The sequence below is a fragment of the Metabacillus sp. B2-18 genome (assembly GCF_021117275.1).
Taxonomy (GTDB): Bacteria; Bacillota; Bacilli; order Bacillales; family Bacillaceae; genus Metabacillus.
This window is the reverse complement of the sequence record NZ_CP088245.1, coordinates 577,042-592,411: the sequence shown is the minus strand read 5'-3', so window position 1 is coordinate 592,411 and position 15,370 is coordinate 577,042. Positions and strand designations below refer to the sequence as shown.

General features: G+C 42.3%; 7 protein-coding genes, 16 tRNA genes and 3 rRNA genes. 3 read left to right on the top strand and 23 right to left on the bottom strand.

Annotated elements, in window-relative coordinates; translation table 11 throughout:
• Positions 1-160: 160 nt before the first annotated feature.
• Positions 161-2,311: a glycoside hydrolase family 52 protein gene (locus tag LPC09_RS03120; protein WP_231308952.1), complete on the bottom strand. Its 2,151-nt coding sequence runs from the start codon at positions 2,309-2,311 to the stop codon at positions 161-163.
• Between the two features lie 210 nt (positions 2,312-2,521).
• Between LPC09_RS03120 and LPC09_RS03115 the strand changes: the two genes are divergently transcribed.
• Positions 2,522-3,673, top strand: coding sequence for an ROK family protein (locus LPC09_RS03115; protein WP_231308951.1), 1,152 nt, complete (start codon positions 2,522-2,524; stop codon positions 3,671-3,673).
• Positions 3,674-3,785: 112 nt separating this feature from the next.
• Positions 3,786-4,049, top strand: a complete 264-nt coding sequence (locus LPC09_RS03110; protein ID WP_231308950.1) for a YrhK family protein — start codon at positions 3,786-3,788, stop codon at positions 4,047-4,049.
• Positions 4,050-4,231: 182 nt separating this feature from the next.
• Here LPC09_RS03110 and LPC09_RS03105 read toward each other — a convergent pair.
• From LPC09_RS03105 to LPC09_RS03010, 20 genes are all read right to left on the bottom strand, one after another.
• Positions 4,232-4,313 (bottom strand) — tRNA-Leu (locus LPC09_RS03105).
• 21 nt (positions 4,314-4,334) lie between these two features.
• Positions 4,335-4,423, bottom strand: a tRNA-Leu gene (locus tag LPC09_RS03100).
• 15 nt (positions 4,424-4,438) lie between these two features.
• Positions 4,439-4,512 (bottom strand) — tRNA-Cys (locus LPC09_RS03095).
• Positions 4,513-4,526: 14 nt separating this feature from the next.
• Positions 4,527-4,598: transfer RNA gene (locus tag LPC09_RS03090), tRNA-Gly, on the bottom strand.
• A gap of 60 nt (positions 4,599-4,658) precedes the next feature.
• A tRNA-Gln gene (locus LPC09_RS03085) sits at positions 4,659-4,733 on the bottom strand.
• A 126-nt stretch (positions 4,734-4,859) separates the two neighbouring features.
• Positions 4,860-4,935, bottom strand: a tRNA-His gene (locus LPC09_RS03080).
• A gap of 17 nt (positions 4,936-4,952) precedes the next feature.
• Positions 4,953-5,026: transfer RNA gene (locus tag LPC09_RS03075), tRNA-Trp, on the bottom strand.
• 5 nt (positions 5,027-5,031) lie between these two features.
• A tRNA-Tyr gene (locus LPC09_RS03070) sits at positions 5,032-5,115 on the bottom strand.
• Positions 5,116-5,126: 11 nt separating this feature from the next.
• Positions 5,127-5,199, bottom strand: a tRNA-Thr gene (locus tag LPC09_RS03065).
• A gap of 175 nt (positions 5,200-5,374) precedes the next feature.
• Positions 5,375-5,447 (bottom strand) — tRNA-Phe (locus LPC09_RS03060).
• 180 nt (positions 5,448-5,627) lie between these two features.
• Positions 5,628-5,704 (bottom strand) — tRNA-Asp (locus tag LPC09_RS03055).
• A gap of 4 nt (positions 5,705-5,708) precedes the next feature.
• Positions 5,709-5,785 (bottom strand) — tRNA-Met (locus LPC09_RS03050).
• Between the two features lie 10 nt (positions 5,786-5,795).
• Positions 5,796-5,871, bottom strand: a tRNA-Val gene (locus LPC09_RS03045).
• A 63-nt stretch (positions 5,872-5,934) separates the two neighbouring features.
• Positions 5,935-6,009: transfer RNA gene (locus tag LPC09_RS03040), tRNA-Glu, on the bottom strand.
• An 18-nt stretch (positions 6,010-6,027) separates the two neighbouring features.
• A tRNA-Ser gene (locus tag LPC09_RS03035) sits at positions 6,028-6,119 on the bottom strand.
• Between the two features lie 4 nt (positions 6,120-6,123).
• Positions 6,124-6,198 (bottom strand) — tRNA-Asn (locus LPC09_RS03030).
• 10 nt (positions 6,199-6,208) lie between these two features.
• Positions 6,209-6,324: ribosomal RNA gene (gene rrf, locus LPC09_RS03025) — 5S ribosomal RNA — on the bottom strand.
• Positions 6,325-6,571: 247 nt separating this feature from the next.
• Positions 6,572-9,502, bottom strand: a 23S ribosomal RNA gene (locus LPC09_RS03020).
• 236 nt (positions 9,503-9,738) lie between these two features.
• Positions 9,739-11,288 (bottom strand): 16S ribosomal RNA (locus LPC09_RS03015).
• Together the 16S, 23S and 5S rRNA genes with 16 tRNA genes alongside form the textbook arrangement of a ribosomal RNA operon.
• A 268-nt stretch (positions 11,289-11,556) precedes the next feature.
• Positions 11,557-12,429: a nucleotidyltransferase-like protein gene (locus LPC09_RS03010; RefSeq protein WP_098798601.1), complete on the bottom strand. Its 873-nt coding sequence runs from the start codon at positions 12,427-12,429 to the stop codon at positions 11,557-11,559.
• 253 nt (positions 12,430-12,682) lie between these two features.
• Between LPC09_RS03010 and LPC09_RS03005 the strand changes: the two genes are divergently transcribed.
• Positions 12,683-13,039 (top strand): YgzB family protein, encoded by a 357-nt coding sequence (locus LPC09_RS03005; protein ID WP_098798600.1) that lies wholly within the window; start codon positions 12,683-12,685, stop codon positions 13,037-13,039.
• Positions 13,040-13,672: 633 nt separating this feature from the next.
• Here the strand turns inward: LPC09_RS03005 and perR are convergent.
• Complete coding sequence (gene perR, locus LPC09_RS03000) at positions 13,673-14,110, bottom strand: peroxide-responsive transcriptional repressor PerR (protein ID WP_098798599.1); 438 nt, start codon at positions 14,108-14,110, stop codon at positions 13,673-13,675.
• A 137-nt stretch (positions 14,111-14,247) separates the two neighbouring features.
• A complete protein-coding gene (locus LPC09_RS02995) occupies positions 14,248-15,201 on the bottom strand; it encodes a D-2-hydroxyacid dehydrogenase (RefSeq protein WP_098798598.1) in 954 nt (317 codons plus the stop codon).
• Positions 15,202-15,370: the final 169 nt, after the last annotated feature.

The following is a 15,370-nucleotide window of genomic DNA, read 5'->3' as shown; positions in this document are numbered from 1 at the left end:
TTCTTAAATCTATTAATCTGTAACCTTTCTTTAATCAGATTATATCACTCTATACTTAGTTTGTCTATTCGATAAACTAAGATATTTGAATTTTTTTTCACCTTATTAAAATTTTGTACCGACCCCTCTTATAAGTGCTCAAGAGACCGGCACATTTCTATTAAGCTTCTTGTGTTGTCTTTACTAATGAAGCAGATTTTTTCGATTCCTCTAGCCATAGGATACTAGTAACTCCACGTGGATAGTACTTACTTCCAGCAATTTCACCTGAGATGATTTGATCGCTCCAACTCCAAACTGATAGAGTTGGATGAGTTAACCATGCTACATGGGCTGCATCTGCTCTCTTCCCTGTTTCATCCCATTCCCAACCAAGAATCTCACGAGTGATAAACTGAGATAGATAAATCTTACTTAGCCAAGAGTTGTTACTTGTAGATGAGATTTTCCAACCTCCATCTTCAAACAAGCAGATCCCTTCTGTTAACACTGTTTCCAAATGAGTTTGTAAAGCTTGAATATACTCTCCAAATCGTCCATTAGGATCCAATGCATCATGGTTATTTGTATAATATGGGAAGATTAGCCCTTCAATGGCCGGGATGATTTTAGAATCATTACCTTCTTTAATGACAGCTGGTATATATCCGTTAGGTGTAACATGAGAAACAATTGTAGCTGCACATTTTTCAGCTTGATCACCAGCTACTTTCGATAGATCTGTTAGATCATTTTCTCTAAACAGTTTCTCAAGTGCTACATATGATGCCCATGTTTTTCCAGCTAGATATATATTATTTCTAGCCTGACCAAGTGAAACATCCAAACTATCATAAGTTGTAATCTCGGCTCCACCCATAACACGTGTTGAATCAAGTCCCATTATCCCATCTCGTTTATCAGATTCAGGATGGTCACGATTCAACATACTTTCAAAGCACTGAACAAAAATATTTAAGTTATCATTTAACCACTTTTTGTCTCCCGTTTGTTCCACATAAACTGATGCACATAGTACCCAGTTAACCAGTTGTTCATAGGTCATATGTGAGAAGCACCCATCTAAACCATATAGCTCATAAGAAGAATAGTGTGGTCTAGAAATTGTATTTGCTACTCCCATATCATGTGTAAAACTGATTCCGCCCGGATATTCAGTTTTATCACCTGGAAAGCGAACTTTATCTTCATAACTGAAGCGTTTCACAAACATATCTAACTCATTTTTAACTGTCCATGGATTCATTTTTAATTCAAAAAAGATTTGGTCTACTGTTAAGTCGAATGTATTCATCATTCGATACTCACCCTCGTTCACAACCCAGAATGCTTCTCCATCAGCATCCAATAATTGAGTTGAGCCATAGTAGCTTCGAATCGAATGAATCATCATGAACTTTTGGTCTTCAGATAATTCAGAATCACTTACCAATCTATTAGCCTCTTTTGCACGACTAGCAAACTCATCAAAATTTTCTAATGCAAAAGTTGCGACAGATTCAATATTGGTAAAATAACGTGTGTAGTAGTAAGATGCATCCATTCCAGCTGTTACATAGCCAGAACGGTGGAAACAAACTGCAAATTTATATGTTCTTTTTTCTCCAGCAGGAACATCCATTACTAGTGCACCAACAGGTCCTAAACCAAAAGTCCAGTTCTCTTTATATGGAGTTGTTAATATATTTTCTATACTAAAGTGAAGAGCAGACTTTACTTCAGGATTATCTGATGTAATTGCTGTTAAGCGCCCCTGACCAATTCCCGCGATCCCGTCACATGTGTCATCTAATCGACGCATGGAGCTATAAGGATCACTTCCTTGATACCCAAAGAAAGCTCGGCGACTCTTAGTTCCTTTTGTATTATCTACTGTTAATTCAGCCCATACAGCTGGAATAATTGTTTTCTTCAGCTCATCATCTGCTACAGAAGATGGTTCGGGTACAGATTGAGCTTGGGTATAGACGGTAAAGGATAAGTCTCCAGCCTTCCAAGTGTCTGTTCCTAATTGAAAGTCACGTTGGATTTCTTCTTTTGAATAAGGAACAATGATTCGTGGTTTATCTGGATCTGGATCCATATTTTCTATATCATAGCGCTTACTTTCGTCATCTCCTACTTCAAAAAAAGGAAGTGCTTGGTACATCCCTTCCTGATCAATCGTTTCAACACCTACATAAACATTCTTCTTCGGTGAGCGGCCAAGTTCTAAATCCAAACCTCCCCCGTTTCCATAGAATCCAAGTGTAAAACTTGAAAAGGCTCCAATTGGTGAATGATGTGCATTAAAAAACATGTTTTTTGGCATTTTGTTCCCCAACTCCCCAAATATTTAGTAAATAAATACAAGCTACTAACAAAGATCATGGCTTATGTACTTATTAAAGCGATTACATTTTTCTATATCATAAGCTCCCTCATATCTGTGGTCATTATAACACCAAATTTAAAGTTTGTATATCCAACAAACTAAGTTTAGTGTTAAAATAAATAAAGATCAGATAAGGAGTTTTTAAAAGTGGAAACGATTACATGGAATCAGCATCTTGTGAAAAAAAATAATAAAGCTCTCGTATTACAACTTATTATGCACAGAGAACCTATTTCAAGAGCCGATATTGCCCAAATATCCGGTCTACACAAAGCAACCGTTTCATCATTAGTGAATGAATTATTAGAAGAAGAACTGATCTACGAATCTGGACCAGGAGAATCCAGTGGTGGACGACGTCCTGTTATTCTACATTTTAATAAAGTAGCAGGTTATGCGATTGGAATTGATATCGGTGCAAATTATGTATTATCTGTACTAACTGACTTAAAAGGCAACATAGTTCATGAAAATAATCACACAGTCACCCAAACTCCCTACCCTACTATTATGAATCTTGTAAAAAGTATGATTCAGTCACTAATGACTAATATGCCTCAAAGTCGATATGGTGTTGTAGGCATAGGTGTAGGTGTTCCAGGAATTGTAAACAAAGAGGGAATAGTCCTTCTTGCACCTAACTTAGGTTGGAAAAACTCCGATTTAAAACAAGACTTAGAAGAGTTATTCGAAGTGCCTGTAATAGTCGAAAATGAAGCCAACGCTGGAGCATTCTGTGAGCAAAAATTCGGAGCTGGAAAAGACTACGAAAATATGGTCTATATAAGTGCAGGTATCGGTATCGGTGTAGGTATCTTCTTAAATAGAGAGCTATATCAAGGTAAAAACGGATTCTCTGGTGAAATGGGCCATATGATTATAGACATGAACGGTAAGCCATGCAACTGCGGCAGCCAAGGTTGTTGGGAAGCATACGCATCAGAACATGCACTACTAGAACAAGCTGGAAGCAGCATCGAAGCAGTCTTAGAACTAGCCAAAAATCATGATCAAACTGCCCAAGGCCTTTTTAAGGAAGTCGGTAAATACCTTGGCATTGGAATTAACAATATCATCAATACCTTCAACCCGGATCAGGTTATTATCGGAAACAGATTAGCTTTAGCTAGAGAATGGATAGAAGAACCTATCAAGACCACAATTGAAAACCATACACTTACCCATCATCAAAATGAGCTACAGCTAGACTTTTCAAAGCTTGAACAGTACTCTACTGTACTTGGAGTCTCTGCATTTGCGGTTGAGAATTTTATTAAAGAGGATAGCAAAGTTTTATAGAATAGTAAAAATAATCTCCCTGTTTTCTTTGGAAAATGGGGAGATTATTTTTGTCAGAGCAAGTGTTTTATGAACTTCACATCGGGAATATTACTAGGAGGGAGATGATAAAATGAAAGTAGATCATAAGCCTAACTACATTGATATACAATTTGGCCATCATGAAATTATAATTAACGAACGCTATGAATTTTTCTATAACCTTAATGATGTGTTTATCGCCCTATGCTTTCTGGTTGGAAGTGTGCTCTTTCTTTGGGATTCCTTTGAAACATATGCTATTTGGATGTTTATCGTGGGTAGTGGACTATTCTTAATTAGACCTATGATTAAATTCATCAAACGATTTCACTTGAAAAAGGTTCGTAATAACTGAGTATTAGTTATAGGACTAGATCATTATATTTTGTAATGATCATTAACATATTTGGATGGAAGCAGCTATGTTTGGTTATTGTTCTTTGACAATCTTGTTCCCTCTTTAACAGCACAAAAAAGACAAGACGTTATTCATTGTCTTGTCTTTTACTATTGTATTAAGTAATGATTGTGTTTTGATACCAGTGGTCGGGGTCGAACCGACACTCCCGAAGGAACACGATTTTGAGTCGTGCGCGTCTGCCAATTCCGCCACACTGGCAAAGGATTAAGTCCACAATAATGGTGCCGAGGACCGGAATCGAACCGGTACGGTAGTCACCTACCGCAGGATTTTAAGTCCTGTGCGTCTGCCAGTTCCGCCACCCCGGCAAGGGTGTTAAAAAATGGAGGCGGCAACCGGATTTGAACCGGTGATAAAGGTTTTGCAGACCTCTGCCTTACCACTTGGCTATGCCGCCATCACTAAAACTAAAGCGGAAGACGGGATTCGAACCCGCGACCCCCACCTTGGCAAGGTGGTGTTCTACCACTGAACTACTTCCGCATCTTACTTTATCTATATGGTTTAGCCTATGCAATAGAACTAAAAAGTGTTAATAAAAAGTGGCTGGGCTAGCTGGATTCGAACCAACGCATGTCGCAGTCAAAGTGCGATGCCTTACCGCTTGGCTATAGCCCACTGAATTAGCTTCAAGAATAGGCTTCCTTGAATATGCTACATAAATCATAATCGCGAAATATCGTCGACATCCATGTGCTTTTCTGCATTTATAATTACTAAGCAATCATGTCTGATATATATAAATGGGGCGACTGATGGGAATCGAACCCACGAATGTCGGAACCACAATCCGATGCGTTAACCACTTCGCCACAATCGCCATCAAGTTTTTATAATTGGCAGGGGCAGTAGGAATCGAACCCACACCAAAGGTTTTGGAGACCTCTATTCTACCGTTAAACTATGCCCCTATAAATGGTGGAGGGGGGCAGATTCGAACTGCCGAACCCTAAGGAGCGGATTTACAGTCCGCCGCGTTTAGCCACTTCGCTACCCCTCCATATATGAGAGTGCCGGCGAGAGGACTTGAACCCCCAACCTACTGATTACAAGTCAGTTGCTCTACCAATTGAGCTACACCGGCGTCATTATAGATGTATATTAAGTTCAATCTTACTTACCAGTCACCCAAATCTCAGAGAGATTATTCAAGTAGCAGCTCGATTTGTGTGCTGAAGCAAAAGCTTCGAAGCATATTCGATCGTGCTCTACCAATTGAGCTACACCGGCGTTAAATTTAATTTAAAATAAATAAAAGGTGGCTCGGGACGGAATCGAACCGCCGACACATGGATTTTCAGTCCATTGCTCTACCAACTGAGCTACCGAGCCAATATAGTTTACGGCTTCCGCTAAGCTTCGAATCTCTTCGTCAGCTCTCTCACTCACATCCTCACGTATAGTCATACGCTCCAGTGCTCGTTCACTTGCTTCCTCGACCTTCTCGCTTATCGAAACCCTTTTACTCTATACTTAGAGATAGAGCAAATATTAATCTAACTAATAAAATAATGGCGGTCCGGACGGGACTCGAACCCGCGACCTCCTGCGTGACAGGCAGGCATTCTAACCAACTGAACTACCGGACCATTTTGGTTGCGGGGACAGGATTTGAACCTGCGACCTTCGGGTTATGAGCCCGACGAGCTACCAGACTGCTCCACCCCGCGATAATAAATATGGTGGAGGATGACGGGATCGAACCGCCGACCCCCTGCTTGTAAGGCAGGTGCTCTCCCAGCTGAGCTAATCCTCCAAAATAATACATAATTTATGAATTTCATTAAGGTTAGTTATTTTCGCTAGAGCGAAAAAACTATGGTGACCCATACGGGATTCGAACCCGTGTTACCGCCGTGAAAGGGCGGTGTCTTAACCGCTTGACCAATGGGCCATATTATATTTAAAATAGTGGCGGAGAGCAAGGGATTTGAACCCTTGAGACAGCTTACACCGCCTACACGATTTCCAATCGTGCTCCTTCGGCCACTCGGACAGCTCTCCAAAATGGCTCCGCAGGTAGGACTCGAACCTACGACCGATCGGTTAACAGCCGATAGCTCTACCACTGAGCTACTGCGGAATAATCCAAAGCCTGGCAACGTCCTACTCTCACAGGGGGAAACCCCCAACTACCATCGGCGCTGAAGAGCTTAACTTCCGTGTTCGGCATGGGAACGGGTGTGACCTCTTCGCCATCATTACCAGACAATGTGACAAAAACTATTATACTAAATTAGAAGAAGATTTCAAGTGTTTTTTTCACTTTCATATTCCTTCAAAACTAGATAACGATTCACAATTCAATTCACTACTGAGTTTAACGTTCTTACATGTCCAGCTCCAGAAGCTAAATCCTACGGTAATTTCACTCTCTCGAAGAAGTCAAAGAACGACTTCATCTCGATCGCTCCAATTCCCTATGGATTTGAACGAGCTTCTTCCGTTTTTCTATTTAGGTTAAGTCCTCGATCGATTAGTATCAGTCAGCTCCACACGTCACCGCGCTTCCACCTCTGACCTATCAACCTGATCATCTTTCAGGGATCTTACTCACTAATGTGATGGGAAATCTCATCTTGAGGGGGGCTTCATGCTTAGATGCTTTCAGCACTTATCCCTTCCGCACATAGCTACCCAGCTATGCCTTTGGCAAGACAACTGGTACACCAGCGGTGCGTCCATCCCGGTCCTCTCGTACTAAGGACAGCTCCTCTCAAATTTCCTACGCCCACGACGGATAGGGACCGAACTGTCTCACGACGTTCTGAACCCAGCTCGCGTACCGCTTTAATGGGCGAACAGCCCAACCCTTGGGACCGACTACAGCCCCAGGATGCGATGAGCCGACATCGAGGTGCCAAACCTCCCCGTCGATGTGGACTCTTGGGGGAGATAAGCCTGTTATCCCCGGGGTAGCTTTTATCCGTTGAGCGATGGCCCTTCCATGCGGAACCACCGGATCACTAAGCCCGACTTTCGTCCCTGCTCGACTTGTAGGTCTCGCAGTCAAGCTCCCTTGTGCCTTTACACTCTACGAATGATTTCCAACCATTCTGAGGGAACCTTTGGGCGCCTCCGTTACATTTTAGGAGGCGACCGCCCCAGTCAAACTGCCCACCTGACACTGTCTCCCAGCCCGATCAGGGCTGTGGGTTAGAATTTCAATACAGCCAGGGTAGTATCCCACCGACGCCTCCACCGAAGCTAGCGCTCCGGCTTCTCAGGCTCCTACCTATCCTGTACAAGCTGTACCAAAATTCAATATCAGGCTACAGTAAAGCTCCACGGGGTCTTTCCGTCCTGTCGCGGGTAACCTGCATCTTCACAGGTACTATAATTTCACCGAGTCTCTCGTTGAGACAGTGCCCAGATCGTTACGCCTTTCGTGCGGGTCGGAACTTACCCGACAAGGAATTTCGCTACCTTAGGACCGTTATAGTTACGGCCGCCGTTTACTGGGGCTTCGGTTCAAAGCTTCGCTTGCGCTAACCTCTCCCCTTAACCTTCCAGCACCGGGCAGGCGTCAGCCCCTATACTTCGCCTTGCGGCTTCGCAGAGACCTGTGTTTTTGCTAAACAGTCGCCTGGGCCTATTCACTGCGGCTTTTCCGGGCTATTCACCCTAAAAAGCACCCCTTCTCCCGAAGTTACGGGGTCATTTTGCCGAGTTCCTTAACGAGAGTTCTCTCGCTCACCTTAGGATTCTCTCCTCGCCTACCTGTGTCGGTTTGCGGTACGGGCACCTCTCACCTCGCTAGAGGCTTTTCTTGGCAGTGTGGAATCAGGAACTTCGGTACTATAGTTCCCTCGCCATCACAGCTCAGCCTTCGCGACAACGGGATTTGCCTCGTTGTCAGCCTAACTGCTTGGACGCGCATATCCAACAGCGCGCTTACCCTATCCTTCTGCGTCCCCCCATTGCTCAAATGGTGAGGAGGTGGTACAGGAATTTCAACCTGTTGGCCATCGCCTACGCCTTTCGGCCTCGGCTTAGGTCCCGACTAACCCTGAGCGGACGAGCCTTCCTCAGGAAACCTTAGGCATTCGGTGGAGGGGATTCTCACCCCTCTTTCGCTACTCATACCGGCATTCTCACTTCTAAGCGCTCCACCAGTCCTTACGGTCTGGCTTCACAGCCCTTAGAACGCTCTCCTACCACTGTTCTAAAAGAACAGTCCACAGCTTCGGTGATACGTTTAGCCCCGGTACATTTTCGGCGCAGAGTCACTCGACCAGTGAGCTATTACGCACTCTTTAAATGGTGGCTGCTTCTAAGCCAACATCCTGGTTGTCTAAGCAACTCCACATCCTTTTCCACTTAACGTATACTTTGGGACCTTAGCTGGTGGTCTGGGCTGTTTCCCTCTTGACTACGGATCTTATCACTCGCAGTCTGACTCCTGAACATAAGTCTTTGGCATTCGGAGTTTGACTGAATTCGGTAACCCGATGGGGGCCCCTAGTCCAATCAGTGCTCTACCTCCAAGACTCTCATTTCAAGGCTAGCCCTAAAGCTATTTCGGAGAGAACCAGCTATCTCCAAGTTCGATTGGAATTTCTCCGCTACCCACACCTCATCCCCGCACTTTTCAACGTGCGTGGGTTCGGGCCTCCATTCAGTGTTACCTGAACTTCACCCTGGACATGGGTAGATCACCTGGTTTCGGGTCTACGACCACGTACTTATTCGCCCTATTCAGACTCGCTTTCGCTGCGGCTCCGTCTTATCAACTTAACCTTGCACGGGATCGTAACTCGCCGGTTCATTCTACAAAAGGCACGCCATTACCCATTAACGGGCTTTGACTACTTGTAGGCACACGGTTTCAGGATCTCTTTCACTCCCCTTCCGGGGTGCTTTTCACCTTTCCCTCACGGTACTGGTTCACTATCGGTCACTAGGGAGTATTTAGCCTTGGGAGATGGTCCTCCCTGCTTCCGACGGGATTTCACGTGTCCCGCCGTACTCAGGATCCACTCTGGAGGGAACGAAGTTTCAACTACAGGGTTGTTACCTTCTTTGACGGGCCTTTCCAGACCTCTTCATTTACTCCGTTCCTTTGTAACTCCGTACATGAGTGTCCTACAACCCCAAGAGGCAAGCCTCTTGGTTTGGGCTTCTTCCGTTTCGCTCGCCGCTACTCAGGAAATCGCGTTTGCTTTCTCTTCCTCCGGGTACTTAGATGTTTCAGTTCCCCGGGTCTGCCATCAACACCCTATGTATTCAGGTGAAGATACTACTCCATTACGAGCAGTGGGTTTCCCCATTCGGAAATCTCCGGATCAAAGCTTACTTACAGCTCCCCGAAGCATATCGGTGTTAGTACCGTCCTTCATCGGCTCCTAGTGCCAAGGCATCCACCGTGCGCCCTTAACAACTTAACCTTTGACATCGAAGATGTCGTTTAAATCAATTATTAAGAGAATCACTAAACTAAGCGTTTAAACTCAGTGAATTACTTGAATTGTTTTCGTTATCTAGTTTTCAAGGAACATAAAACACAGGATGTTCAAATGCACTTTGCATTTAGACTCCTATGTATTGAGTCTTACTTATATAGAAAGATCAGAATGATCTCTCAAAACTAAACAAAATACCAAGCGTGCCTCATTTTCCTTAGAAAGGAGGTGATCCAGCCGCACCTTCCGATACGGCTACCTTGTTACGACTTCACCCCAATCATCTGTCCCACCTTAGGCGGCTGGCTCCTTACGGTTACCCCACCGACTTCGGGTGTTACAAACTCTCGTGGTGTGACGGGCGGTGTGTACAAGGCCCGGGAACGTATTCACCGCGGCATGCTGATCCGCGATTACTAGCGATTCCGGCTTCATGCAGGCGAGTTGCAGCCTGCAATCCGAACTGAGAATGGTTTTATGGGATTGGCTTGACCTCGCGGTCTTGCAGCCCTTTGTACCATCCATTGTAGCACGTGTGTAGCCCAGGTCATAAGGGGCATGATGATTTGACGTCATCCCCACCTTCCTCCGGTTTGTCACCGGCAGTCACCTTAGAGTGCCCAACTTAATGCTGGCAACTAAGATCAAGGGTTGCGCTCGTTGCGGGACTTAACCCAACATCTCACGACACGAGCTGACGACAACCATGCACCACCTGTCACTTCGTCCCCCGAAGGGGAACCTTCTATCTCTAGAAGTAGCGAAGGATGTCAAGACCTGGTAAGGTTCTTCGCGTTGCTTCGAATTAAACCACATGCTCCACCGCTTGTGCGGGCCCCCGTCAATTCCTTTGAGTTTCAGTCTTGCGACCGTACTCCCCAGGCGGAGTGCTTAATGCGTTTGCTGCAGCACTAAAGGGCGGAAACCCTCTAACACTTAGCACTCATCGTTTACGGCGTGGACTACCAGGGTATCTAATCCTGTTCGCTCCCCACGCTTTCGCGCCTCAGCGTCAGTTACAGACCAGAGAGTCGCCTTCGCCACTGGTGTTCCTCCACATCTCTACGCATTTCACCGCTACACGTGGAATTCCACTCTCCTCTTCTGCACTCAAGTTCCCCAGTTTCCAATGACCCTCCACGGTTGAGCCGTGGGCTTTCACATCAGACTTAAGAAACCGCCTGCGCGCGCTTTACGCCCAATAATTCCGGACAACGCTTGCCACCTACGTATTACCGCGGCTGCTGGCACGTAGTTAGCCGTGGCTTTCTGGTTAGGTACCGTCAAGGTACCAGCAGTTACTCTGGTACTTGTTCTTCCCTAACAACAGAACTTTACGACCCGAAGGCCTTCATCGTTCACGCGGCGTTGCTCCGTCAGACTTTCGTCCATTGCGGAAGATTCCCTACTGCTGCCTCCCGTAGGAGTCTGGGCCGTGTCTCAGTCCCAGTGTGGCCGATCACCCTCTCAGGTCGGCTACGCATCGTCGCCTTGGTGAGCCGTTACCTCACCAACTAGCTAATGCGCCGCGGGTCCATCTGTAAGTGATAGCCGAAACCATCTTTCAATTTCGAACCATGCGGTTCGAAATGTTATCCGGTATTAGCTCCGGTTTCCCGGAGTTATCCCAATCTTACAGGCAGGTTACCCACGTGTTACTCACCCGTCCGCCGCTAACCTCAGGGAGCAAGCTCCCATTGGTTCGCTCGACTTGCATGTATTAGGCACGCCGCCAGCGTTCGTCCTGAGCCAGGATCAAACTCTCCAATAAAGAGTTGATATAGCTCATAAAGTTTGTACTATATAGTACGTTGTTTTTGTTAATCGAAATTAACGTTGGCACGCTTGGTTTTGTTTAGTTTTCAAAGATCATTTAATGTCGTTCTCTCAGAAGCGACTTTATTAATATAACATCTTCAACCTAGAACGTCAACTCTTTTTCAAAAAAGTTTTTTTACCGTTTAAGAAGAAAATAAGCGACGCTGCTAACACTTAAGTAACAGCGACGTTTAATAATATATCACCTACAAAAATTAAAGTCAATATTTTTTCTCAAGAAAATATATACGATGATAGATCCCTTTACCTTTTGTTTGTTTTCTTTCTATAGATATGTATTGCTTCTCAACTAAAAATTCTAAAAGGACACTTAAGTCTACAGAGTAGTATTTTAACTCTGGATGTTGATATAACTCATCGAAGTACCATGAATCTTTTTCAGACATAACAGTTAGTATGTGTGCTGCCCCAATTTCTGTCTTAGAATGAATTAGGAAATCACTTGCTAAGAAAAGTAATTCTAATCTTTTCTCTAGTGATTCTTCACTCTCCACTAATTCTTTATACAATTTATAAATTTGCGGCTCTATTTGTTTTACCTGGTTCCATACCGTTACCTCAGGATAGTAGCCCCTGTCAATCACTTCAAGTCTTGCTAGATGATGTAACGCGTGAACAACATGATTATAAGTATCTAACAATTGCCTTGATTCGAAGAACTCCTTACCCTCTAAGTACCTTCGAACCAGCTTTGCAAATTCAATGCCAATTTTCATTTTCCTTTCACTAAAAGGAAATGTTTTTAATCGGTCAATTAGTTCTATTATGTATTCATTACGATCAAAAAGAATTTTCCCATTCAGGATCCAATCTACAATCCTTCTATTTGTACCTAACAGGATGGACTCGTTCAGATCACCATTCGTCATCACCGTTAAAGATGCTTTTTTATCTTCATATTCATAATGTTTAACAAATAAAGCCTGCTCAGCTTCGTTTACAATAACCAGTAAAGCTACATCTAAATTATCAGTTAAAGGGGAGGTTTGGTTCCGCTTTTCAATCATGATAATGGCTAAAGTATTGGTATGACTTGCTCGTTCTTGATAAATAGGACGGAGAATATTTTCCATCAATCTTCCTCCCTTATATGGGCTTTACTAAATGTTTCTACATCTCATTGTCAAAACCCTTTACTTTCAGAGTCACTTTAAAAAAACAAGTTTTTATGTAAATTTAGTAAACAATTTATCTATTATATAACCTGTGCTATATTTAAAAAAGCGCAAGTATCTTATGACCAAAAGAAGCTTGTTACTTATATCTTTCACTTTAAAGGTGACAATTGCAAACGAACTTAAAATTTATCTATTCTAGGAGGTCAAAATGGCTCGTAAATATACTAGTAAAATAAATAAAATAAGAACCTTTGCTTTAAGCTTAATATTTATAGGGTTTATTATTATGTATATTGGGGTATTTTTCCGAACAAACATGTGGGTTATGACGATCTTTATGATGTTAGGAATGCTTTCGATTATCGCAAGCACCGTTGTTTATTTCTGGATCGGTATGCTCTCGACAAAAGCCGTACAGGTTACTTGTCCATCATGTGGGAAACCGACAAAGATACTTGGTCGGGTAGACATGTGTATGTATTGTAAGGAACCTTTAACATTGGACAAGGATCTTGAAGGAAAAGAATTTGATGAAAGTTATAATAAAAAGAGTTTAAACAAATAAAGAAGAACGGCTTAAATATTAATGAATTAAAAGACAAGAAATGACCATCAAATTGCACACACTGCATTGATGGTCATTTTTATTTATATAAAGAGTTTCCTCTTCAAAAAATATGCGTATGATTTCATTCTGCTTATCTATGTAAAAGCATGCACATTCCTTTTTTGCGTATGCTTTTTACCCCATTTCACTTTTAAACAATACACAAATGGATAATTCTTGCATTTTTGATCACTTTTAATATCATTTTTCCCTTTTTTTGTATTATGCGTATGGTTTCATACCACCTATCCTATATAAAAGCATTCACATTCCTCTTTTGCGTATGCTTTTTACCCCTTTTTACTTCAAAACAATACGCAAATGGATAATTATCACATTCCCTACCACTTTTTTTATCATTTTCCCCTTTTTCTGTATTTTACGTATGATTTCATTCACCTATCTATACAAAAACATTCACATTCTTGTTTGCGTATGCTTTTCATCCCTTTTTACTTAAATACAATACAAATGTGGCCCACTTTCCTTTAATAGGGTTATTTCATATCTCGCGAACGTAAGCAAAGCCCATTTCTCCAATACGACTGACTGTTACAACAAAAAAACAAGCTGTCCAAAAGACCAGCTTGTTTAATGTGTTTCTTTCTTTTCACAACTACTGCACACACCGTAAATCTCCATTCGATGGTGACTTACATTAAATCCCGTTACATGTGCAGCTAACGCCTCAACTTCATCAAGTCCTGGGTAAGAGAAATCAACAATCTTTCCACATTTCTCACAAATTACGTGATAGTGGTCTGACGTTACAAAATCAAAACGACTTGATGCATCGCCATACGTTAATTCCTTTACAAGTCCAACTTCACGAAATACCCTTAAGTTGTTATAAACTGTGGCAACACTCATATTAGGGAATTTTCCTTCTAACGCTTTATATATATCATCGGCTGTAGGGTGTGTCATGGAATCGACTAAGAATTCAAGTATAGCATGACGTTGAGGTGTAATACGTACTCCTGTTTGTTTTAAGGCATCCAACGCATCTTTTAATTGATGTTCAGACATTCGCCATGCACCTCACTTCTAAAAACATTCTTACTTTATAATCTTTATAATTAGTGTACATTGTGAGAATCTCTTTTGTCAAACTTTCTTTATATAAGAGTATTATTTACCAACAGCTTTCATTCATTCTCTTTGATCTAATATCTTTTCTCTAATGCTATGATATTTTCCATACTTGTTAATTGATGATGACAATAGTACTGAAGGTTTCTATGAAAGATCACCATTACTCTAGGCAGATAATTCTTTGTAATCCCTGAGAGATGAGGCGTAACCGTAACATTGTCCATCTCCCAAAATGGATGGTCCTCAGCTAAAGGTTCTTTTTCAAACACATCTAGCACTGCATGTTTAATTTTGTTTTCGTTAAGTAATGGAATGAGGTCATTCTCAACAACTACATCTCCTCTTCCGATATTAATAAAAACAGAATCTTGCTTCATTTTATAGAAAAAGTCTTTATTTAAAAGCCCTTTTGTTTTTACAGTGCTTGGAAGAACAGAAATCACAAAATCTGCTTCTGCTAGAGGAATTGAAATTCCATCCATACTATAGGCACGGTCAAAATGCTCTACTTTTCTTCCATCACTGTTGACACCTAAAACTTTCATCCCGAACGCTTCACATAGCTTAGCCGTTTGAATCCCAATCGCACCGGTACCTATAATTAAAACAGTTTTTCCGTATAGCTCTTCCATCCTAACTCGTCTATTCCAGTTATGTTGCTTTTGATTTTCAATTAACACCTCAGCTTGCCTTGAAACCTGTAGCATCATGGATATACAATATTCGGCCATCGGTATAGCATGTACCCCTTTAGAGTTTGTTACAGTAATATTTCGCTCCTCAAGAATAGCGAACGGAAGTCGGTCAATCCCAGCGGAAGCAACCATAATCCATTTTAGATTATCAGCCGCTTTAATATGCTCCTCAGTCAAATCCTCTCCATAGGTTAAGATCACTTCTGCTTCTGGTATAAGATCCTTTGCTTCATTTATCTTTTTATCATGATGAAACGTGATATCCGGAAAACTCTGAGAAAGTTCTTCTTTTAAATAATCTGGTAATTTCACAGTTGATAATATTTGCACAATGAAATCCCCCTTTATGTATTAAAACTGTTATGGCTCGTGTTTCCTAATAACATAAAAAGAGTGCGGAACACGGGTCCGCACTTCAATCCGGCGCTAACATTTGAGGAGGTAATGCCTTCCCTAATACATTACGCTCTAATTCCTATTTTGGCTGGACGTTTGCCTT

Excerpts from the sequence above, each read along its gene's own strand:
- LPC09_RS03005 (WP_098798600.1), top strand. The coding sequence starts at position 12,683 with ATGGCTCGTAAATATACTAGTAAAATAAATAAAATAAGAACCTTTGCT.
- LPC09_RS03110 (WP_231308950.1), top strand. The coding sequence starts at position 3,786 with ATGAAAGTAGATCATAAGCCTAACTACATTGATATACAATTTGGCCAT.
- perR (WP_098798599.1), bottom strand. The coding sequence starts at position 14,110 with ATGTCTGAACATCAATTAAAAGATGCGTTGGATGCCTTAAAACAAACA.
- LPC09_RS03010 (WP_098798601.1), bottom strand. The coding sequence starts at position 12,429 with ATGGAAAATATTCTCCGTCCTATTTATCAAGAACGAGCAAGTCATACC.
- LPC09_RS03120 (WP_231308952.1), bottom strand. The coding sequence starts at position 2,311 with ATGCCAAAAAACATGTTTTTTAATGCACATCATTCACCAATTGGAGCC.